The organism is Bradyrhizobium sp. SPXBL-04 (assembly GCF_051853035.1).
GTDB classification, from domain to species: Bacteria; Pseudomonadota; Alphaproteobacteria; order Rhizobiales; family Xanthobacteraceae; genus Bradyrhizobium; species Bradyrhizobium zhanjiangense.
This window is the reverse complement of sequence record NZ_CP182472.1, coordinates 4,333,931-4,354,980: the sequence shown is the minus strand read 5'-3', so window position 1 is coordinate 4,354,980 and position 21,050 is coordinate 4,333,931. Positions and strand designations below refer to the sequence as shown.

The following is a 21,050-nucleotide window of genomic DNA, read 5'->3' as shown; positions in this document are numbered from 1 at the left end:
AAGACGCTCAATTGTACGGAGGTAATTGGCCGACATGACTAGGAATGGAGGAGCTATACTTAGGTTTGTCCCGTAGTCGCCCGGGACTCTCGCGATGGCCCATGTTCAACGAGACGGCGAACGACGCACAAGCTGCACGGCGACCGTGAAAAACTTGCCCGGCACGACGTGCTTGATGCGCTGCGGCGAACAGGGCGGCGAGCAGCCAATTCCAAGGCCAATGTCGCAGTCGCCATCCGACTTTGGCCGGAATTGCTCCTCCGGCGGCAACGTGCTCTACTTGCGTTCACGCAGAGAGCGCCGGGAGCGTCTGCGATGAAGCCGGGCCGGGCAGCCACGTTCGGGAAGTCAGCCGCGCAATTCCTCGCCGGCTGCGTCAAGCAAGTTGTCACCCCCAAGCCGCGCACTGAGACCGGTGACGCCGGTCTGCTGGAGGCGGTCAAGCAGTGGCAGCAAGTCTTCGAGCACAACCCGGTCATGTATTTCATGGTCGACCCGAGCGGAACCGTCATCAACGTGAACACGTTCGGCGCGGCGCAGCTGGGCTATACGGCCGCGGAGTTGATCGGCCGATCAGTGCTGGATGTCTTTTTCGAGGAAGACCGCGACTTCGTCCGCGCGTGTGTCGCACTGTGCCTTGAGACCATCGATCAGTCGCACACCTGGGAGATTCGGAAGGTTCGCAAGGACGGCTCGGTGCTATGGGTGCGCGAGAACGCCAAGACCATGCTGCGGGCCAATGGCGGGCCAATCGTGCTGGTCGCCTGCGAGAACATCACCGAGCGCAAAGAAGCGGAGAATGCGCTGCGACAGAGCGAAGCTTACCTCGCCCAGGCGCAGGAATTGAGCCACACCGGCAGTTTCGGCTGGAGGGCCGCAACCGGCGAGATCACCTGGTCCAAGGAGACCTATCGCATCTTCCAATGCGACGAAGGGACCAAGCCAGAGATCCCGTTCATGCTCCAGCGGATCCATCCGGAGGACCGGCTCGCAGTGCAGAAGACCACGGGCCGGGCGGCGCGCGAGGGGAAAGACTACGATCACGAATACCGGCTGGTGATGCCCGACGGTTCCATCAAGTACGTCCGAGCGGTCGCCCGGGCGACGCGAGATACCGGCGGTCACGTGGAGTTCGTGGGATCGGTGACCGACATCACGGCGACCAAGGAGGCAGAACGCAGGCTTCGTGACAGCGAGCAGCGCTTTCGCGACTATGCCGAAACTGCCTCCGACTGGTTCTGGGAGACGGGGCCAGACCATCGCGTCACCCAAGTATCGGAACATTCAGATACCGTCGCCGCCCCCGCAGGCCTGATCGGGCTCACGCGTTGGGACATTGCTCCGGACTCCGATCTCGAGCCCGAAAAATGGCGACAACATCGGGCGGCGCTCGACGCCCACATTCCGTTCCGCGATCTCGTGTACCGCAGCAGGGACCGCAACGGACACCCGATCTATGTCCGGACCAGCGGCAAGCCATTTTTCGACGCCAACGGGGCCTTTTTGGGTTATCGGGGCGTCTGCACCGACGTGACCGCGGCCATCCGGGCCGATCAGGCCGAAGACGCGCTGCGCAAGGCCCAAGCCGAGCTCGCCCATGTCACGCGCGTCACGACACTGGGCGAGCTGACCGCTTCAATCGCCCATGAAATCAACCAGCCGCTCGCCGCCGTGATCGCAAACGCCGACGCCTGCGTCGCCTGGCTGCAACGCAGTCCGCCCGACCTCAAGGCAGCGCGCCGCTCCGTGGAGTGGATCATCGAGGACGGCAAGCGTGCCAGCGACGTGATCCGTCACGTTCGGGCGCTCGCCAAGCGTTCCGAAATCGAGATGGCTCCGCTCGACGTCAGCGTGGTCGTGCGCGAGGCCGTCGCGCTCGTTCAGCGCGAGATGGCCAGCCATGCCGTGTCGGTCCGAATGGAGCTGTCGTCGGCACTGCCCAGGATCGTTGGCGATCGCATTCAATTGCAGCAGGTCCTGATCAACCTGATCAAGAACGGGATCGAGGCCATGGAAGGCATCCATGATCGCCCGCGCGAGCTGGCGATCCGTTCAGCGGCCGACGAGGATGGCGCGGTGCTGGTGAGCGTATCCGACTGCGGCGTCGGCATCTGCGAACAGGCAATGGACCGCCTGTTCATGCCGTTCTTTACCACGAAGTCCTCCGGCATGGGCATGGGCCTGTCGATCTGCCGCTCCATTATCGAGGCTCATGGCGGACGACTTTCCGCCATACCGAACCGGGAGCATGGCGCGACTTTTCAGATCACGCTGCCACTCCATCGAGAGGACGCATTGTGACCGAGCGCGCGGGGCCTTCGCCCAAGGAGGACGGCGATCAGCCAATCGTCTTCATCGTCGACGACGACGCGTCCATGCGCCGTGCGCTCACCAATCTGTTCGAGTCGGTCGGCCTCAAGGTCGAAGCATTCGGCTCGGCGCCGCAACTCCTGCAGGCCAAGCCGCCAGAAGTCCCCAGTTGCCTGGTGCTCGACATCCGCCTGCCCGGAACAAGCGGCCTCGAGCTGCAGACCGATCTTGCCAAGGCAAATATCCATACGCCCATCATCTTCATCACCGGTCATGGTGATATTCCCATGACTGTTCGGGCCATGAAGAGCGGCGCGATCGACTTCCTGACCAAGCCGGTTCGCGACCAGGACATCCTGGACGCGGTCCAGGCCGCGATCGAGCGAGACCGCAAGCGCCGCGATCTTAACAAGACGGTCTCGAACGTCAGATCACGCTTCGAGTCACTCAGCTCGCGGGAGCGGGACGTCTTGTCACTGGTGACGTCGGGCCTGATGAACAAGCAAGTGGCCGCCCAGCTCGGTCTGGCGGAAATCACCGTCAAGATCTATCGCGGCCAGATCATGCGGAAAATGGGCGCGAAGTCGCTGGCCGACCTCGTGAGGATGAGCGAGGCGCTCGGGATTCGACCCAGCAAGCCCGACGTACAAACCTAAGTATGAGTTTCCAATGGTGGCTGGCAGGTCCACCTTGCACGTTTAGGTGTGGCCGTGGCGACGGCAAGCGTAATCCCGAGCGAGGAGCGGACGTCTTGTCAGTGGCTTCGGTCATTTCGGTGCTTGATGATGATCCCTACGTGCGGGCCGCGATCAACAATCTCCTGCAATCCCGCGGATACATCGTCCACACATTCGCCTCCGCCGAGGAATTTTTGCGGTCGGCCGATTCGACCGACACCTCGTGCGTGATCGCGGACGTGCAGATGCCGTCGGTCACTGGAATCGATCTGCTGACGCAGATGCGCGCGCAGGGGTCGGCGACGCCATTCATCTTCATCACTGCTTTTCCGGATGAGAGCGTGCGTGTGCGTGCGCTTAAAGCGGGGGCAAGTTGTTTCCTCGGTAAGCCGTTCGCCGCCTCGGATCTGATGCAATGCCTGGAGGTAGCGCTGGCAGCAGGTGGCGAAACCATGAAGTGATTGTCCGGCGGTCAGCGAAGGCGACACGCTGACAACAGCACCGCCGCCTCAATCCACCTTGATGTTGGCCGCCTTGATGATCGGCCACCATTTTGCGATCTCGGCCTTCTGGCGGGTGCCGAGCGCTTCTGGCGTGAGCTGATCCTTGGGCGTCATCTCCAGGCCCTGGCTTTCGAGTTGCTTCTTCACTCCGGGATCGCTCAGCGCTTCCACGGTCGCCGCATTGAGCTTGGTCACGATCTCCTTCGGCGTCCCTTTCGGCACCCACATGCCCGACCACAGCGTCATGTTGAAACCCTTGAGACCCGCCTCCGCCGCGGTTGGAATCTCCGGCGCCGACGGCAGGCGTTTGTCGTCGGTGATGGCGTAGGCGCGAATGGTGCCGGCGCGGACTTGGTTGATGGAGTTCGAGGTCTGGTCGACGATGAGATCGATCTGGCCGGCGATGAGATCGTTGAGGGCGTGCGCGGTGCCGCGATACGGCACGTATTGCAGCTTGATGCCGGAGACGCTCTCGAAATAGACGCCGGCGATGTGGCTGCCGGAGCCCGCGCCGGCGGTGCCTGCGGTGGGCGGCGACGGCCGCGACTTTAGCCACTCAATGAACTCTTTCAGCGAGGCCGCGGGCACCGCGTTCTTGCTCACAATGATCATCGGATTGCTCGGCAACAGCACCACCGGCTCGAGGTCGGCGACGAGGTCGTATTTGAGCTTGTAGACGGCACCGTTGGCGACGTGGGTGCCGAGATGGCCGAATGAGATGGTGTAGCCGTCCGGCGGTGACTGCACGGCGCGGCCGACGCCGATCGAGCCGCCCGCACCGGTGACGTTCTCGATCACCACGGGCTGGCCAAGCGAGACCCGCATGCGTTCCGCAAGCACCCGCGCCATTGCATCCGACGGCCCGCCGGCCGCGAATGGCACGATGATTGTGATGGGACGCGTGGGATAATCGTCGGCGCGCGCGGCGCCTGCAACAGCGAGAATGGCAATCAGCGCAGCCCAAGCGGCCTTCATGGTCCTCTCCCCAGCAAATGTCTTTATTATTTTTGTCGCTCTGCCCGCGTACGGGAAGAGGGATCAATCGTGGCGTATTGCCGCGCTAATCTAAAGCGCGATGAGATTAGGATGAATCGTTATCGCGCTCTAGGTTATCGTTTGAGCAAGATCTTTTCGGAAAACCGTTGCAGCACACTTTTCCGGACCATACTCTAGAACTGCGTGTAGTCGATCGGCTTGTGACGATCGAGCGTGCGGGTGACCGGCGGCAGTGGATATTTCAGGCCGGTCGCACAGTTGAACAGCATCACGCGGTCGGTCTTGCTGACGCGGCCGTCGGCGAGGCTCTGTTTGTAGGCGGCGTAGGTGGCGGCGCCCTCGGGGCACAGCAGCAGCCCCTCCTCGCGCGCAACCTCGCTCAGCGCCGACGAGATCTTGTCGTCGTCGACCGCGATGGCAAAACCCTTGCTCTGTCGCACTGCGCGCAGGATCAGGAAATCGCCGATCGCCTGCGGAACGCGAATGCCGGAAGCGATGGTGTGCGCATCCTCCCAGCGCGTCGCATGCTCGGTGCCGGCGTCATAGGCCCGCACCATCGGCGCGCAGCCCGAGGCCTGCACCGCGACCATGCGCGGACGCTTCGAGCCGATGAAGCCGATCTTCTCGAGCTCGTCGAACGCCTTCCACATGCCGATCAGGCCGGTGCCGCCACCGGTCGGATAGAAGATCACGTCGGGCACGTCCCAGCCGAGCTGCTCGGCCAGCTCGAGGCCCATCGTCTTCTTGCCCTCGATGCGGTACGGCTCCTTCAGCGTCGACGTGTCGAACCACCCGACTTTTGCTTTGCCCTCGCCGACGATCTTGCCGCAATCGTCGATATAGCCGTTGACACGATAGACGGTGGCGCCCTGGAGCTCGATCTCGCTGACATTCACCTCGGGCGTATCGGCTGGGCAGAAGATCGTAGTCTTGATGCCGCACGACGTCGCATAGGCCGCGAGCGCCGCGCCGGCGTTGCCGTTGGTCGGCATCGCCATGTGCTTGATGCCGAGCGCCTTGCCCATCGACACCGCCATCACGAGGCCGCGCGCCTTGAACGAGCCGGTCGGCAGCCGCCCTTCGTCCTTCACGATGATCTCGCCGCCGCCGAGTTTGGCGCCGAGCTTCGGCAGCCGGATCAGCGGCGTCGTGACCTCGCCGAGGGAGACGATGTCCTTGCATTTGCGCACCGGCAGCAGCTCGCGGTAGCGCCACATGTCGCCGGGACGCTGGGCCAAAGCGTCCTTGGTCAGCGCCTTCTTCACCCCGGTGAGGTCGTAGCGCACCAGGAGCGGCTTGCCGGCCTTGGAGAGGTTATGGACCTGGTCGGCGGGGTAATGATCGCCCTCCATCGCGCATTCGAGATGCGTGACGAAGGTCGGACGTTCGATGGTCAGGTTGTCGTTGTCGTGCATGGGTTCATTCCCTCTTCTTGTTTTCGTATTTCTCTATCAGACCCGTCACCCTAAGGTGCTCTCCATGCGGCGCCACGCGCCGGATGGAGAGCCTCGAAGGGCGACGAGCCCGGCTGCTGCATCTCGGCCGTTCATCCTTCGAGGCTCGCCCAACGGTGCTCTGCACCGCTGGCCTCGCACCTCAGGATGACGGAGCCGAGAGACGCGAAGCCCAGCCCGTCAAATATTCAGCACCCGTCCATAAGCATCCAGCACGGCTTCCTTCATCATCTCCGACAGCGTCGGATGCGGGAACACGGTGTGCATCAGTTCTTCTTCCGTGGTCTCAAGATTCATGGCGACGACATAGCCCTGGATCAGTTCGGTGACTTCAGCGCCGACCATGTGAGCGCCGAGAAGCTGGCCGGTCTTCTTGTCGAAGATCACCTTGACCAGACCCTGGTCCTCGCCGAGCGCGATCGCCTTGCCGTTGCCGACGAAGGGGAAGCGGCCGACTCGGATCTCGCGGCCATTCTCCTTGGCCTTGGCTTCGGTGAGACCGACCGAGGCGACCTGCGGATGACAATAGGTGCAGCCCGGGATCATGTTCTTGTCCATGGGGTGCGGATTGAGGCCCTTGATCGCCTCGACGCAGATCACACCCTCATGCTCGGCCTTGTGCGCGAGCATCGGGGGACCAGCGACGTCGCCGATGGCGTAGATCCCGGGGACATTGGTCTTGCCGTGGCCGTCGGCCACTATGATGCCGCGGTCGGTTTTGACGCCGAGCTTTTCGAGGCCGAGATTCTCGATGTTGCCGACGACGCCGACCGCCGAGATCACCCGCTCGAACTCGGTCGTGGCAGGCTTGCCCTTGCCGTCGTCAATGGTGGCGACGACGCTATGGGCCTTCTTCTCGAGTTTTGTGACTTTGGTCGAGGACATGATTTTCATGCCCATCTTCTCAAAGCGTTTCCGCGCGAGCCCTGCGATCTCCGCGTCCTCCACGGGAAGGATCTGCGGCAGCACCTCGACCACGGTGACGTCAGAGCCCATGGTGTGGAAGAACGAGGCGAACTCGATGCCGATCGCGCCGGAGCCGACCACCAGCAGCGACTTCGGAATCCGGTCCGGCACCATCGCCTCGAAATAGGTCCAGATCAGCTTCTGGTCGGGCTCGAGCCCCGGCAGCACGCGCGGCCGCGCGCCGGTCGCGATGATGATGTGCTTGGCCTGGTAGGTCCCCTCGCCCAGCGAGCCCTTCGGCGCCTCGACATCGGACTTTTTCACGGTGACCTTGCCGGGTGCGTCGATCGAGGCCGCGCCCCAGATCACGCTGACCTTGTTCTTCTTCATCAGGAAGCCGACGCCCGTGTTCAACTGCTTCGAGACGCCACGCGAGCGCTGCACCACGGCTTTCGGATCGAACGACACCTTTTCGGCCGAGAGGCCGTAATCCTTGGCGTGCTGCATGTAGTGATAGATCTCGGCCGAACGCAGCAGCGCCTTGGTCGGGATGCAGCCCCAGTTCAGGCAGATACCGCCAAGATACGACTTCTCGACGATCGCCGTCTTGAAGCCGAGCTGGGCGGCGCGTATCGCGGTGACATAGCCGCCGGGACCGGAGCCAATGATGATGACGTCGAAGGATGTATCGGCCATGGCGGCTCCCGTTCAACTCAAGAAGCACCGCGGGCGCGGCGCTTGAAGACAACAAACCTGACCAGCCATTCGATGATCCCGACCAGGACCAGAATGGCCAGCGCGCTCAACACAATGGGTTGAGCGATGTTTCGCGACAGTTGCTCTCCCGACAGGAAGGCGGAGTGAAGAAAATCGAGTCCGATCGGATTGAGCGCGACAACGGCTCCGAGCAGCAGCGATATCCATGGCCAGCGGGTGCGGACATGCAAGGTTGCCCCCTCTGCCGCCGCGTCAGACCATCATCATCACGGGATTTTCGATCAGCTGCTTGAACGCACCGATCAGCTCGGCGCCGAGCGCGCCGTCGATGGCGCGGTGATCGCAGGACAAGGTCACGCTCATCATGTTCGCGATCTCGATCTTGCCGCCGCGCACGACGGGACGCTCTTCGCTGGTGCCCACGGCCAGAATGGTCGCGTGCGGCGGATTGATCACGGCGGTGAAGTGGCTGATGCCGTACATGCCGAGGTTGGAGACGGCAGTGGTGCCGCCCTGGTATTCCTCAGGCTTCAGCTTGCGCGAGCGGGCGCGCGCGGCAAAATCCTTCATCTCGTTGGAGATGGTGGAGAGCGTCTTGGTCTCCGCCTTGCGGATGATCGGCGTGATCAAGCCGCCCGGCATCGCGACGGCAACGCCGACGTCGGAATGGTGGTGCTTGACCATGCCGCTTTCGGTCCAGCTGACATTGCAGTTCGGGATCTTCTGCAGCGCGACCGCCATTGCCTTGATGACGAAGTCGTTGACCGAGATCTTGTAGAGCGGCTTCTTCTCCTTGTCCTTCGGTGCGGCGGCGTTGATCTCCTCGCGCGCGATCAGCAGCTTGCCGATGTCGCAGTCGATGGTGAGATAGAAGTGCGGGACGTTCTGGATCGACGCGGTCAGGCGCTGCGCGATGGTGCGGCGCATGCCGTCATGCGGGACGATGTCGTAGGTATCAGGCTCGAACAGCGCCAGGATCTGCTTGTCCGACATGGTCGGCGCGATTGCCGGCGCCCCGGACGGGGCCGCCGCGGGCGCCTTGAGGCCCTTGCCGGACTTGGCCTGCTCGACGTCGCGCGCGACCACGCGGCCGTGCGGGCCGGTGCCCGTGACCATCGCAACATCGATGCCGGCTTCCTTGGCGATACGGCGCGCCAGCGGCGATGAGAACACACGGCCGCCATGGCCGTTGCCGTGCGCGGCGGGAGCTGCAGCCTGCGCCGCCGGTGCCGGCGCCGCCTTCGGTGCGGCCGGAGCAGGTGCCGGTGCCGGCGCAGCAGCAGGTGCCTCAGCGGCCTTTGGCGGTGCAGCCGAGGCGGTCGGCTTCGCAGCGCCCGCGGCCTTCACGTCCTCGCCCTCGCCGGCCAGCACCGCGATCACGTCGTTGACCGGGACGTCCTGCGTGCCCTCGGGCACCAGGATCTTGGCGATCGTGCCCTCGTCGATCGCCTCGACCTCCATGGTCGCCTTGTCGGTCTCGATCTCGGCGATGACGTCGCCGGATTTGACCTTGTCGCCTTCCTTCTTCAGCCACTTGGCGAGGTTGCCCTTCTCCATTGTCGGCGAGAGAGCGGGCATCAGGATGTTGATGGGCATGCTGACCTCACGAAGAACTTCTCAAAACGTCGCCTTCGACAGCGAAGACGAACAGACCAGGTTTAGTTGCCGATGTCGCCCTGCCACAGGCGCTCATTGGCGGGATTGGAACGCCACGTCTTCATCATGGTGATGGAGCGGTCGTCGGCAAGATCGATCCAGGGGATGCCGAACTTGTCGAGGATGTCCTTGGACCCTGGGAAGGTGACGGATTCTCCGATCACCACCAGCTTGACCTTGAACAGCGCCAGCGCGCCGGCGCACATCGAGCAAGGCGACAGCGTGGTGTACATGATTGTGTCGTGGAACGTGATTGCGCCCGCCTCGCGCAGGCAGCTCATCTCGCCGTGCAGGATCACGTTGTTCTCCTGCACGCGGTTGTTATGGCCGCGGGCGATGATCTTGTTGTCGCGCGTCAGCACCGCGCCGATCGGCAGGCCACCTTGCGCGATTGAGGCTTCCGCCTCGCGGATCGCCTCCAGCATGAAATCGTAGTGATAGGATTCGATCGCCACGTCAGTGCCCCTTGCCGCGCGGCGTCGTCGTGCCGGTGTCGGTGGGACGCTCGATCTCGGCCTGGAACATGTCCAGAATCCGGTTCAAGGCGTCCTCTTCGGTATATTCGCTCTCGCGCGCATAGGCGCGCGCGGCATGACGGGCGAGATCGACGAGCAGCAGGCCCCACATGTCGGGCTCCTCGAAGGCGCGCTGGAACGCCATCGACAGCCCGCCGTCCAGCACGAACACGCGCAGGATCTCGACCGCGTCCTCGCGGGTCATGACGTCGGGCGGCAGTGGCTGCTCCTTCGGACCCGCCATGGTCTACCTGTAGCAGACGGCTTTGGCGGCCTCGACGACTTCCGCCGCCGAGGGCAGCGCGAGCTTCTCCAGGTTCGCGGCATAGGGCATCGGCACGTCCTTGCCGGAGACGCGCGTAACCGGCGCGTCGAGATAATCGAAGGCATTCTCCATGATGCGCGCGGCGATCTCGGCGCCGACGCCGCTCTGGGCCCAGCCCTCCTCTACCGTCACCGCACGGCCCGTCTTCTTGACCGAGTTGATGATGGTCTCGGTATCCATCGGGCGCAGCGTGCGCAGGTCGATCACCTCGGCCTCGATGCCGTCCTTGGCGAGCTCGTCGGCGGCCTTGAGCGCATAGGTCATGCCGTTCGACCAGGAGATGATGGTGACGTGGCTGCCGGAGCGCACGATGCGCGCCTTGCCGATCGGAATCACGAAATCGTCGAGCTTGGGCACTTGCCCGGTGTGACCGTAGAGCACCTCATTCTCGAGGAAGATCACCGGATTGGGATCGCGGATCGCGGCCTTGAGCAGACCCTTGGCATCGGCCGCGGAATACGGCGCGACCACCTTGAGACCGGGAATGTGCGAGTACCAGGCCGAATAGTCCTGGCTGTGCTGGGCGGCGACGCGCGCAGCCGCGCCGTTGGGCCCGCGGAACACGATCGAGCAGCCCATCTGGCCGCCGGACATGTACAGCGTCTTGGCCGCGGAGTTGATGATCTGGTCGATCGCCTGCATGGCGAAGTTGAAGGTCATGAACTCGACGATCGGCTTGAGGCCGGTCATCGCGGCACCGACGCCGACGCCGGCAAAACCGTGCTCGGTGATCGGGGTGTCGATGACGCGCCTGGCGCCGAACTCCTGGAGCAGGCCCTGGGTGACCTTGTAGGCGCCCTGATATTCGGCGACCTCTTCACCCATCACGAAGACATCGGCGTCGCGGCGCATCTCTTCGGCCATGGCGTCGCGCAAGGCTTCGCGGATGGTCTGCGTCACCATCTCCGTGCCGGCGGGTACTTCGGGATCGGGCTCGGCCACGGCCTGCGGCGCGGCTGGCGCGGCCTTCGGCTGAGGCGCTTCGGCCTTGGCAGCGGTGGGCGGAGCGGACTCCGCAGCCTTCTCCTGCTTGGACGGTGCGGGTGCTTTCGCGAGATCGGCGGCGCTCTCGCCGTCGGCGAGAATGGTCGCGATCGGCGTGTTCACCGCAACATCGGCAGTGCCCTCGGGGATCAGGATCTTGCCGAGCGTGCCCTCGTCGGTCGCCTCGACCTCCATCGTCGCCTTGTCGGTCTCGATCTCGGCGATGACGTCGCCCGACTTGATCGGCTCGCCCTCTTTCTTCAGCCATTTGGCGAGGTTGCCCTTCTCCATCGTGGGCGACAACGCGGGCATCAGCACTTGAATTGGCATATCGACTCCAAAAGAAAGCTTGCGCGCGTTCAGCGGTAAACGTCGGTCCAGAGCTCGGCGGCATCCGGCTCGGGATCATGTTGGGCGAAATCGGCGGATGCGTTGACGATGTCGCGCACCTCGGCGTCGATCGCCTTCAGATCCTGCTCGGTGACCTTGGCCGCCAAGAGGCGGTTACGCACCTGTTCGATCGGGTCCTGGTCGTGGCGGACCTTCTCGACCTCCTCGCGCGTGCGATATTTTGCAGGATCGGACATCGAGTGGCCGCGGTAGCGGTATGTCTGCATCTCCAGGATGTAGGGACCCTTGCCGGCACGGCACCAGGCCGCCGCCTCCTCGCCCGCAGCCTTCACGGCGCGGACATCCATACCGTCGACCTGCTTGCCGGGAATGTTGAAGGACGCGCCGCGCTTGGAAAAATCCTGCTGCGCCGAGGCGCGCGAGACCGAGGTGCCCATAGCGTAGCGGTTGTTCTCGATGACAAAGATCACCGGCAGCTTCCAGAGCTCCGCCATGTTGAAGCTCTCATAGACCTGGCCCTGGTTGGCCGCGCCGTCGCCGAAATAGGTGACGCTGACATTGCCGTTGCCACGATAGTGATTGGCAAAGGCGAGACCCGTGCCGAGCGAGACCTGCGCGCCGACGATGCCGTGGCCGCCGTAAAAGTGCTTCTCCTTGCTGAACATGTGCATGGAGCCGCCCTTGCCCTTGGAATAGCCGCCCCGGCGGCCCGTGAGCTCGGCCATGACGCCGTTGGCGTCCATGCCGGTGGCGAGCATGTGGCCGTGATCGCGATAGCCGGTGATGACCTGATCGCCCTCCTTCAGGGCCATCTGCATGCCAACCACCACGGCTTCCTGGCCGATATAGAGGTGGCAGAAGCCGCCGATTGCGCCCATGCCGTAGAGCTGGCCAGCCTTCTCCTCGAAGCGCCGGATCAGGAGCATATCGCGGAGCGCCTTGAGCTCCTGCTCCCTGGTGAATTCCGGGGGCGAACCGCCGTCGGTCTTGTCCTGTGGAGTGCTTGCGGCGGCTTTCTTGGGTGCGGCCATGGGAATTCCGGGTCAGAGAAAACTTTCGCCCTCTCTAACCCAAGTCAAACACCGTTGGAAAGCACCGCGGCGGCATGGCACGATTTTCGTTATGCCGCACTGCAACGTGATCGTAATATTGGAAAATCTTTGGCGCCGATCGGGCAACAAATCGATGCAAGGCTGCCGCACGCTCAGATTCGTGACCGCGTCAAGAAGCGTTGAGGCGACCGGGACCTGACATTCGGAATGGGCGGCGCCGAAACGACGCCGCCCTCTCCGCCGACCGATCAGAAGAAGCCAAGCTTCTTCGGGCTGTAGCTGACCAGGAGGTTCTTGGTCTGCTGGTAGTGATCGAGCATCATCTTGTGGGTTTCACGCCCGACGCCCGACTGCTTGTAGCCGCCGAAGGCCGCATGCGCGGGATAGGCATGGTAGCAGTTGGTCCAGACCCGGCCGGCCTGGATCGCCCGGCCGAAGCGGTAGCAGCGGTTGGCATCGCGGCTCCAGACGCCGGCTCCGAGGCCGTAGAGCGTGTCATTGGCGATCGCGAGCGCCTCCTCGTCGGTCTTGAAGGTCGTGACCGAGACCACAGGGCCGAAGATCTCCTCCTGGAAGATCCGCATCTTGTTGTGGCCCTCGAACACGGTCGGCTGCACGTAGAAGCCGCCGGCGAGATCGCCCGCAAGCTCGGCACGTCCGCCGCCGGCCAGCACCTTCGCGCCCTCCTGCTTGCCGATGTCGATATAGGAGAGGATCTTGGACAGCTGCTCGCCCGAGGCCTGCGCGCCGATCATGGTGGTGGCGTCGCGCGGATCGCCCTGCTTGATCGCGGCGACGCGCTTCAGCGCCCGCTCCATGAAGCGGTCATAGATATCCGCGTGCACCAGCGCCCGGCTCGGACAGGTGCAGACCTCGCCCTGGTTCAGCGCGAACATGACGAAGCCTTCGATCGCCTTGTCGAAGAAGTCGTCGTCTTCCGCGGTGACGTCGTTGAAGAAGATGTTCGGCGACTTGCCGCCGAGCTCCAGCGTGACGGGAATGAGGTTCTGGCTGGCATATTGCATGATCAGCCGGCCCGTCGTGGTCTCGCCGGTAAAGGCGATCTTGGCGATGCGCGGGCTGGAAGCGAGCGGCTTGCCGGCTTCCAGGCCAAATCCGTTGACGATGTTGAGGACGCCCGGCGGCAGGATGTCGGCGATGATCTCGGCCCAGACCATGATCGAAGCCGGCGTCTGCTCGGCGGGCTTGAGCACGACGCAATTGCCGGCGGCCAGCGCGGGCGCAAGCTTCCAGCAGGCCATCAGCAGCGGGAAGTTCCAGGGAATGATCTGGCCGACCACGCCGAGCGGCTCGTGGAAATGATAGGCGATGGTGTCGTGGTCGATCTCGCCGATCGAGCCTTCCTGGGCGCGCACGACGCCGGCGAAGTAGCGGAAGTGATCGATGGCGAGCGGCAGGTCGGCGGCGCGGGTCTCGCGGATCGGCTTGCCATTGTCCCAGGTCTCGGCGATGGCGAGATGCTCGAGGTTCTCCTCCATGCGGTCGGCGATCCGGTTCAGGATCGCGGCGCGCTCGGCGACGCTGGTGCGGCCCCACGCGGCCTTCGCCGCATGCGCCGCATCGAGGGCCGCCTCGACGTCCTGCGCGTCGGAGCGCGCGATCTTGCAGACGACCTGGCCCGTGACCGGCGAGGCATTGTCGAAATATTTGCCCGAGATCGGCGCGACGAATTTGCCGCCGATGAAATTGTCATAGCGTTCGGCGAAGGGAACTTTGGTGACGCTGAGGAATTCCACCTTGTTCATTGATCACTCCCGATGTTTGCTGTTCGCGCAATTCGTCGCGTGGTCGCGACTTGCGCCGACGATGATGCGGGAGGTGTTTTCTGTCAGCCCGGACGGGAGCGATGATGGCGCCGACCTGTCGCAGTTCTGCGACAGTCGTGGGCGAGGCAAGATGGGGTGCTCGTGGCCTCCACATCGTCATTGCGAGCGAAGCGAAGCAATCCAGACTGTCCCCGCGGAGGGATTCTGGATTGTTTCGCTTCGCTCGCAATGACGGAAATAGAAAGCTCAGTGATTCAGCTCGAACCGCTTCAGCTTCCGATGCAGCGTGGCGCGGCTGACGCCGAGGGCCTTGGCGGCCGCCGAAACGTTGCCACCCGCGCGGAGCATCGCCCGCTGCAACACCGCGCGCTGACCGCCGGCAAGGTGGTCGTGTGCAGTGTCGCCGCCGAGGAGATCGGCCGCGGGCACCGGCTGCAGTGCCCGGCCGAGGGCGATCCCGAGTCCGATCCGGGCAGAGCGGGTTGCGCCGATCACGAGATCGTCCGTATCAACGGCGATGAGGCCGCCGCAACTACCGTCCGGGCCCTGCGTCAGAACGATGCGGGCGTGGCTGAAGGCCCTGCGAAACAGGTCGGCCTCGATACGCTTGGCCGCCTCGCCCGCCGCCAGCGCGATCAGACTGGAGAACGCGTCGGTGCGGTCGGCGCGGCAGGACGAGACGTCGAGCACGCCTGCAAGCGCCGCCTCGTGGTCATAGATCGGAACGGCGGTACAGCTCAAAAGCGTGTTGCGGGCGAAGAAGTGCTGGTCGCGATCGATCGTCAGCGGACGCTGCTCGACGAGGCAGGTGCCGATGCCGTTGGTGCCCTCGTGCTCCTCGCTCCAGAGCGCGCCGGTCCACAGGCCCCAGGATTGAAACGTCGCATCGTCCCCCGGCGTGCCACGGCGATCGACCGGAACGCCCTCGCCGTCCGCGAGCAACACGCAACAGCCGCTCGCGCCGACGGCCTGATACAGCCGGTCCATCGCACCTTGCGCGGCCGCCAGCAGCGGCGCGATGCGCTCGCGGGCCTGATCCAGCTCGGCTTCGGTGAGCCGCATCGGTGAGCTGCGGCCGGCGGGATCGAGATGATGCAATCGGGACGAACGGCGCCACGAGGCCACGAGCGCGGACCGGGCCGCCTGGCCTGACGCGATAGCGGCCTCGACGCGGGCCGCGTGATGCGGGGGCATTGACCCATTCATCACTTGTTTCCTCCGGAAGGCAGTCTAGGCATTACCGGCACGGCCCGGTTGATCTGCGTCAATCTTGGGCGACTGCGAGGCATGAGCCCCCTTGCTGTGGCGCCGTCAAGGCAGCCGACCGCTTCTTGGCCTACGACTTTCGGTACAGTTGAGGGCTGAATTGGCGGCGATCGGCAGCCGCTTTCGTTGCCGGTTTCGAATGCAGCGAAAACGCTATTTCGCCGGGATCATCCGAACGAGATCGTGCGGATTGACATAGTCGAGCTGGTAGCGCGCCCGCTCGTCCAGCATATCAGGATCGATCCTGGACGTGCGTAGCAACGAGACGCGCTGCTCGCTCCTGGCGCGCTCGCGCTTGAGCTGTGCCAGCTCGCTGGTCAGCGCGATGATCTCCTGGTCCAGTTCCTGGCGGGCGTTGAGGCCGTATTTGCCGGTGTAGGCGTTGACGCCGAAATAGCCGACGATGGCCGCCGCCATCGCATAGAGGGCAAGGCCGGTCAGGATCGATTTCAGGCGCGCGCGAGAGACCATCTTGGGAAGATGGGACAGGTTGGTTAAGGGAGTACTAATGCGCCCGGCCCGCGCCACGGACTTCGAGACCCTCATGGTGAGGAGGCCGCGCACCGGCGGTCTCGAACCATGAAGGCCTGGATGTCGCCCGCGGCCATCCTTCGAGACGGCGCCAGCGCGCCTCCTCTCAGGATGAGGACTTCCGGTATCGCCGCGGGGTATTCGGCCTCAGCCGTGATGCTTCGCGACGTGGGTCGCGAAGGCGTCGATATAGGCCTGGAGCACAGGCTTCAGCGACTCCTTGACCAGATTGCCCTCGGCATCAAAGGCGTCGCCAATGGCGTTCAGATAGGTCTCCGGCTGTTGCATGATCGGACCGCTAATACCAGGCAGGATGGTTTGCAAATGCTTGGCCGCGCTGACCCCGCCGAGCGGGCCCGGCGAATTGGAGATGATGCCGACCGGCTTGCCATTGAGCGAGCTCTTGCCATAGGGCCGCGAGGCGACGTCGATGGCGTTCTTCAGCGCGCCAGGGATGGAGCGGTTGTATTCGGGCGTGACGAAGATGACGCCGTCCGACTTCTGAAGCTTATCGCGGAACGCCAGCCAGTCCGCGGGTGGCGCACTCTCGAGGTCCTGATTGAAGAACGAGATGCCCGCCGGCGTGATCACCTCGAGCTTGAGCGAGCTAGGTGCGAGCTTGGCGAGCGCATTGGCGATCTTGAGCGAAAAGCCGGCCTTGCGCACGCTGCCGGCGATTACGACGATATTGTAGGCCATGGAATGTCCTTCGAACTTGAGCGGGAGTGCCGGGGGCGCACTTAAACGATCCGGACCGATGGATGCAAGTGCATGAACCGGCTCGATTTGGAAACGCTGCGTTTCTCGAACGTACCCTTGGCTTCTCCGGGCGACATCGCGCCCTTTGACTGTTGGCCAAAACATTCGGGCCGCCAAGCGGCGGCCCGATCTCTCGCCCAAACGTCTAAGTCAGGTCAGATTGTCGGATTCCAGGCCGACGGGATCAGGCGATATTTGGCGCCGTCCTTCACGACATGCCCGACCGACGGGAAGATGAAGTGGAAGCCGATCACGGTCGCCTTCTCGGCCGCAGCCATGTCATAGAATTTGTGACGGGTCGCTTGCGCCATCGCGGCATCAGCGTCGAACATCACATGCCAGTCCGGATTGCGCAGGAAGAATTCGGGAATGTTGGTGACATCGGACTGGATCAGCACCTTGGCATCGCCCGATGCGACCGCGAACGAGGTGTGGCCAGGCGTGTGGCCCGGCGTCGCGATCGAGGTGATGCCGGGTGCGACCTCCTTGCCCCACTCGTACTTGGTGACCTTGGATTCGAGGCCGGCAAAGGTCTTCTTCACGTTGGCGAAATAGTTCTTCATCATCGGGTTGGACTCGGCCTTGGCGGCGTTGTCCTCGCTGGTCCAGAACTCCCAGTCCTTGCCCGGCACCATGATCTCCGCATTCGGGAAGGCGAGCGCGCCATCGGCGAGACGGAGGCCGTTAGTGTGATCAGGATGCAGATGCGACAGCAGCACGACGTCGATGTTCTTGGGATCGACGCCAGCGGCCTGGAGATTTTGCAGGGTGCGGCCGACCGCGCCCTTGCTCGGCTCGAGATTGGCGACGCCGTTGCCGGTATCGATCAGCACGAGCTTGGAGCCGGTGTTGATGAGCTGCGGATTGAACGGCACCGTGACCATGCCCTTCGGCATGTAGGCCGCCTCGCCCGCGGCCAGCGCCTCATCCTTCGGTATGTTGACGACGAACTTCTCCGGCATCGGGAAGGTGCGCGCACCGTCGTTGATCGAGGTGCACTCGTAGCTGCCGACCTTGTAGCGGTAGAAGCCCGGCGCCTGCGTCCCAGCCGGCGGCACTGAGGCATTGGCGGTGGTCGGTCCAAGCCCGGTAACGGCGGCCGCACTGAGGGCGGCGGCACCTGCGAGCAGGTGACGGCGATTGAGGTCGGTCATGCAGAGGTCCCCTTCTGAACGCCTTGCGGTTTTTCCGCTTTCAACGGCGGCGGGAATAATCCCCCGCTTCGCTCAGAAGGCAAGTCCCTTCTTCCGGTGACGTGCCGTCGCACATCACGATAATTTATTCGGGTTGATGGGGAATTTTTCGGCGATCGCCTGTCTGCGCCAGTATCGCTTCGGTGCATTGCCGTAGACTCGCTTGAAGGCGTGTCCGAAGGCGCTCTCCGACGAGTATCCAAGCTGCGCGGCCGTTGCCGAAACGGTCGCTCCACGTCGAAGAAGATCGCGTGCAAGTCGCATTCGCCATCGAAGCAGGTAGTCGAGCGGCGCCAGCCCCACCAGGGACTTGAACCGCTTCGAAAACGCGGATCGCGACATGGCGATCGCTTCGGACAATGCTTCCAGGGTCCAGTGGTGAGCGGCGTCTTCGTGCATCAGCCTGATGACCTTGCCGATCCTGGCGTCGACCAGTGCGTTGATCCATCCCAAACCCTCGCCGGCATCCTGATCCAGCGCCGCGCGGAGCACCTGGACGAGCAGGACGTCGGCAAGCCTGTCGGTGAGTACGGCCGCTCCGATTCCCGTCCCCCTGATTTCAAGGTCGAGAATCTCGAGCGTGGAATGAATGACGGCTGCCGATGGACTGCGCGACGGGATGAGCAGAAAGCGAGGGAGCGCATCGAGCAGCAATCCGGCGTCCGACGCTTCGAAACCGAAACTGCCGGCAAGCAGAACGGTATCGCGGCCCGCGTGACGCGCGACATCCGACTGCGTCCAATCGAACGCCGCTATACCGTCTTCGGGAGCAAGGCGTTGGTCGTTGGCCAGAACATAGGCTGGTGCATTGGCCAGAAGAAAGCAGTCGCCGGAGACAAGCCGATGATGGGCTTCGTCGCCGAAATCGATCCAGCAATCACCTCGGATGACCGCGCCGAACTTAAGGGCGGGTTTGGCCGGGAACCGATACGACCAATTGCCGCCCGCCTCGAACCTCGTGCAACGCGCAGCGCGAACGTTCAGGAGCGAGAAGACCTGAGACAGCGGGTCCGGGGTCTTATGCCTATCCGAGGGTTTGTCCAAGCCTTGATCCGATCTCGACGATTTTCGAGCACTTCGAGCATAGATCAACCTCGATTCCGATGCGAAGTTCATCTCGCAACGAATTGCGTGGAACATCTATGACAGGCATCGCAGGCAAGGTCATCGCCATCACGGGCGCCAGCAGCGGAATTGGCGAAGCCGCCGCCCGGCATCTCGCAGAACGTGGCGCCATCATGATCCTCGGCGCACGGCGCGCCGACCGGCTGCAGATTCTGGCCGCGAGCATCGCCTCAAAGGGCGGAAAGGCGTCGTACCTCGTCACCGACGTCAGGCAACGCGAGGATGTCGCCAGGCTCGTCGGACTTGCCACGGACCGATACGGGAAGCTGGACGTCCTGATCAACAATGCGGGGATTGCCCCGATTTCGCGCCTTGACGACCTGAGGGTCGACGACTGGGCCGACATGATCGACGTGAATGTGAAAGGCGTGCTCTACGGAATCGCCGCCGCCCTGCCCGTCTTCCGACGTCAGGGCTTCGGTCATTTCATCAACACCCTGTCGACCGCCGGCATCAAGATCGTTCCGACAATGGCGGTCTACGCGGGATCGAAGAATGCCGTCAGGGCGATTTCCGAAGGGCTTCGTCAGGAGGCCGGCCCCTCGCTTCGGGTGACAACCATCTCACCCGGTTATGTCGACACCGAACTGCCGTCCTCCATGACGGATTCCGCGTTGCGGGAGCAAGGGCGGGCAAGCATGAAGGCGATGGCCATTCCGGCGAGCGCAATCGCGGAGGCGATGGCCTTCGCGATTGCGCAGCCGGATAGCGTGGACGTCGGCGAGATCGTCATTCGCCCCACGGCTCAGGCATAAATTCGAACAGGCCTGGACGCCGTTGCGCGTCACGACTTATTCGGGTTGATGAGGAATTTTTCGCCGGTGGCCCGTTTGGCGTACACCGCGATGTTGGCTAGATCGAGCGCCTCCGCAAGCGAGACCACCTTGGTGTAGTGGCTGGCGAAGGTGGTCTTGAGCTCGGACGCGACGCGCTGGCGCAGGCGACCGATTTCGGCCGGACCGATCTTCTGGAGGAACGGCGTGAGCAGCCAGCCGCCGACGCCCCAGCTCAGGCCAAACGAGCGGTTCAGCTCGGTCGGGCGCGTGTCGAGGCTGCCGTAGATATAGACCTGCTTGTAGACGTTGGAGCCGTAGCGGCTGTATTCCTTCGCGGTCTTGTTGGCCGCGATCTCCATGGCGGTCAGGATCTGGCTCGCCAGCTTGCCGCCGCCGATGGCGTCGAAGGCAATCGTGGCGCCGGTCTCGACCAGCGCGTTGGTGAGGTCGTCCATGAAGCTCGCCGCGCTGGAATCCACGACATGCTTGGCGCCGATCTTGTGCAGGATGTCGGCCTGCTCCTTGCTGCGCACGATGTTGACGAGGCCAATGCCGTCCTTGATGCAGATCTTGTTGAGCATCTGGCCGAGATTGGAGGCGGCGGCCGTGTGCACCAGCGCCTTGTGGTTCTCGCGCCGCATCGTCTCGGTCATGCCGAGCGCGGTCAGCGGATTGACGAACCAGGAGGCACCGTCGGCCGCCGTGGTGCCTGCCGGCAGCTCCATGACGTCGCGGACCTTCAGCACGCGATATTGCGTGTACATGGCGCCGCCGATCATCGACACCGTCTTGCCCATCAGCGCCTTCGCCGCATCCGATGATCCGGTCCGGATCACCGTGCCGGCGCCCTCGTTGCCGACCGGCAATGACTGATCGAACCTGGCCGCCATCATCCGCATCGCGCTCTCAGGCATCTTCGCGGTGATCACCGGTGCGTCCTTGGTGCCGGAAACCTGGGCCGCCGACATGTCGGCGGCCCCGATCAGGAGCCCGAGGTCGGAGGGGTTGATCGGCGTGGCTTCGACGCGGACCACGACCTCATCGTCGGCCGGCTCCGGTGTCGGGACATTCACGAGGGACAATTCCAGCTCGCCGCTCTTCTTCAGCAGCGAACGCAGTTGCAGTCCGGTCTTGCCGTCGCTCATGTCGATCCTCCCCTGTCCTCTT

General features: G+C 63.7%; 20 protein-coding genes. 4 read left to right on the top strand and 16 right to left on the bottom strand.

Annotated elements, in window-relative coordinates; genetic code table 11:
• Positions 1–315: 315 nt before the first annotated feature.
• From ACNJX8_RS20555 to ACNJX8_RS20545, 3 genes are all read left to right on the top strand, one after another.
• Positions 316–2,301: a PAS domain-containing sensor histidine kinase gene (locus tag ACNJX8_RS20555; RefSeq protein ID WP_439356583.1), complete on the top strand. Its 1,986-nt coding sequence runs from the start codon at positions 316–318 to the stop codon at positions 2,299–2,301.
• Entirely contained in the window at positions 2,298–2,966 is a 669-nt protein-coding gene (locus tag ACNJX8_RS20550) for a response regulator transcription factor (protein ID WP_439356582.1), read from the top strand. The genes ACNJX8_RS20555 and ACNJX8_RS20550 overlap by 4 nt, the downstream gene beginning before the upstream one ends.
• A 95-nt stretch (positions 2,967–3,061) precedes the next feature.
• The gene (locus ACNJX8_RS20545) at positions 3,062–3,448 is read left to right on the top strand and encodes a response regulator transcription factor (RefSeq protein WP_164934895.1); all 387 of its coding nucleotides are present in this window, start codon (positions 3,062–3,064) and stop codon (positions 3,446–3,448) included.
• Positions 3,449–3,496: 48 nt separating this feature from the next.
• Here ACNJX8_RS20545 and ACNJX8_RS20540 read toward each other — a convergent pair whose 3' ends face one another.
• From ACNJX8_RS20540 to ACNJX8_RS20470, 15 genes are all read right to left on the bottom strand, one after another.
• Entirely contained in the window at positions 3,497–4,465 is a 969-nt protein-coding gene (locus ACNJX8_RS20540) for a tripartite tricarboxylate transporter substrate binding protein BugD (protein WP_439356581.1), read from the bottom strand.
• A gap of 194 nt (positions 4,466–4,659) precedes the next feature.
• Positions 4,660–5,901 (bottom strand): threonine synthase, encoded by a 1,242-nt coding sequence (locus tag ACNJX8_RS20535; protein ID WP_128933546.1) that lies wholly within the window; start codon positions 5,899–5,901, stop codon positions 4,660–4,662.
• A 219-nt stretch (positions 5,902–6,120) separates the two neighbouring features.
• Positions 6,121–7,542 (bottom strand): dihydrolipoyl dehydrogenase, encoded by a 1,422-nt coding sequence (gene lpdA / locus ACNJX8_RS20530; RefSeq protein WP_439356580.1) that lies wholly within the window; start codon positions 7,540–7,542, stop codon positions 6,121–6,123.
• A gap of 17 nt (positions 7,543–7,559) precedes the next feature.
• Positions 7,560–7,793: a hypothetical protein gene (locus ACNJX8_RS20525; protein ID WP_128941005.1), complete on the bottom strand. Its 234-nt coding sequence runs from the start codon at positions 7,791–7,793 to the stop codon at positions 7,560–7,562.
• Positions 7,794–7,815: 22 nt separating this feature from the next.
• Positions 7,816–9,159 (bottom strand): pyruvate dehydrogenase complex dihydrolipoamide acetyltransferase, encoded by a 1,344-nt coding sequence (locus ACNJX8_RS20520; protein ID WP_439356579.1) that lies wholly within the window; start codon positions 9,157–9,159, stop codon positions 7,816–7,818.
• Positions 9,160–9,221: 62 nt separating this feature from the next.
• Positions 9,222–9,674, bottom strand: a complete 453-nt coding sequence (locus ACNJX8_RS20515) for a nucleoside deaminase (protein ID WP_128945880.1) — start codon at positions 9,672–9,674, stop codon at positions 9,222–9,224.
• A 1-nt stretch (position 9,675) separates the two neighbouring features.
• Positions 9,676–9,978 carry a DUF5076 domain-containing protein gene (locus tag ACNJX8_RS20510; protein WP_027559362.1) on the bottom strand — a complete coding sequence of 101 codons (303 nt, stop codon included), beginning with the start codon at positions 9,976–9,978 and terminating at the stop codon, positions 9,676–9,678.
• A gap of 3 nt (positions 9,979–9,981) precedes the next feature.
• Complete coding sequence (locus tag ACNJX8_RS20505; protein ID WP_439356578.1) at positions 9,982–11,373, bottom strand: pyruvate dehydrogenase complex E1 component subunit beta; 1,392 nt, start codon at positions 11,371–11,373, stop codon at positions 9,982–9,984.
• 29 nt (positions 11,374–11,402) lie between these two features.
• Positions 11,403–12,425, bottom strand: coding sequence for a pyruvate dehydrogenase (acetyl-transferring) E1 component subunit alpha (gene pdhA / locus ACNJX8_RS20500; RefSeq protein ID WP_439356577.1), 1,023 nt, complete (start codon positions 12,423–12,425; stop codon positions 11,403–11,405).
• A 269-nt stretch (positions 12,426–12,694) separates the two neighbouring features.
• Positions 12,695–14,212, bottom strand: coding sequence for an aldehyde dehydrogenase (gene adh, locus ACNJX8_RS20495; RefSeq protein ID WP_439356576.1), 1,518 nt, complete (start codon positions 14,210–14,212; stop codon positions 12,695–12,697).
• 267 nt (positions 14,213–14,479) lie between these two features.
• A complete protein-coding gene (locus ACNJX8_RS20490) occupies positions 14,480–15,439 on the bottom strand; it encodes a GAF domain-containing protein (RefSeq protein ID WP_164934893.1) in 960 nt (319 codons plus the stop codon).
• A 213-nt stretch (positions 15,440–15,652) separates the two neighbouring features.
• A complete protein-coding gene (locus ACNJX8_RS20485) occupies positions 15,653–15,970 on the bottom strand; it encodes an FtsB family cell division protein (RefSeq protein ID WP_008567889.1) in 318 nt (105 codons plus the stop codon).
• Between the two features lie 207 nt (positions 15,971–16,177).
• Positions 16,178–16,729 carry an NADPH-dependent FMN reductase gene (locus ACNJX8_RS20480; protein ID WP_439356575.1) on the bottom strand — a complete coding sequence of 184 codons (552 nt, stop codon included), beginning with the start codon at positions 16,727–16,729 and terminating at the stop codon, positions 16,178–16,180.
• Between the two features lie 215 nt (positions 16,730–16,944).
• Complete coding sequence (locus ACNJX8_RS20475; protein WP_439356574.1) at positions 16,945–17,943, bottom strand: MBL fold metallo-hydrolase; 999 nt, start codon at positions 17,941–17,943, stop codon at positions 16,945–16,947.
• 114 nt (positions 17,944–18,057) lie between these two features.
• Positions 18,058–19,026, bottom strand: a complete 969-nt coding sequence (locus tag ACNJX8_RS20470) for an AraC family transcriptional regulator (protein WP_439356573.1) — start codon at positions 19,024–19,026, stop codon at positions 18,058–18,060.
• A gap of 98 nt (positions 19,027–19,124) precedes the next feature.
• On the opposite strand from ACNJX8_RS20470, the gene ACNJX8_RS20465 reads away from it, so the two are divergent.
• On the top strand, positions 19,125–19,862 hold the full coding sequence (locus ACNJX8_RS20465; RefSeq protein WP_439356572.1) for an SDR family oxidoreductase: 738 nt from the start codon (positions 19,125–19,127) through the stop codon (positions 19,860–19,862).
• A 29-nt stretch (positions 19,863–19,891) separates the two neighbouring features.
• On the opposite strand, the gene ACNJX8_RS20460 is transcribed toward ACNJX8_RS20465, so the two are convergent.
• Positions 19,892–21,028 (bottom strand): zinc-binding dehydrogenase, encoded by a 1,137-nt coding sequence (locus ACNJX8_RS20460; RefSeq protein ID WP_439356571.1) that lies wholly within the window; start codon positions 21,026–21,028, stop codon positions 19,892–19,894.
• Positions 21,029–21,050 lie beyond the last annotated feature (22 nt).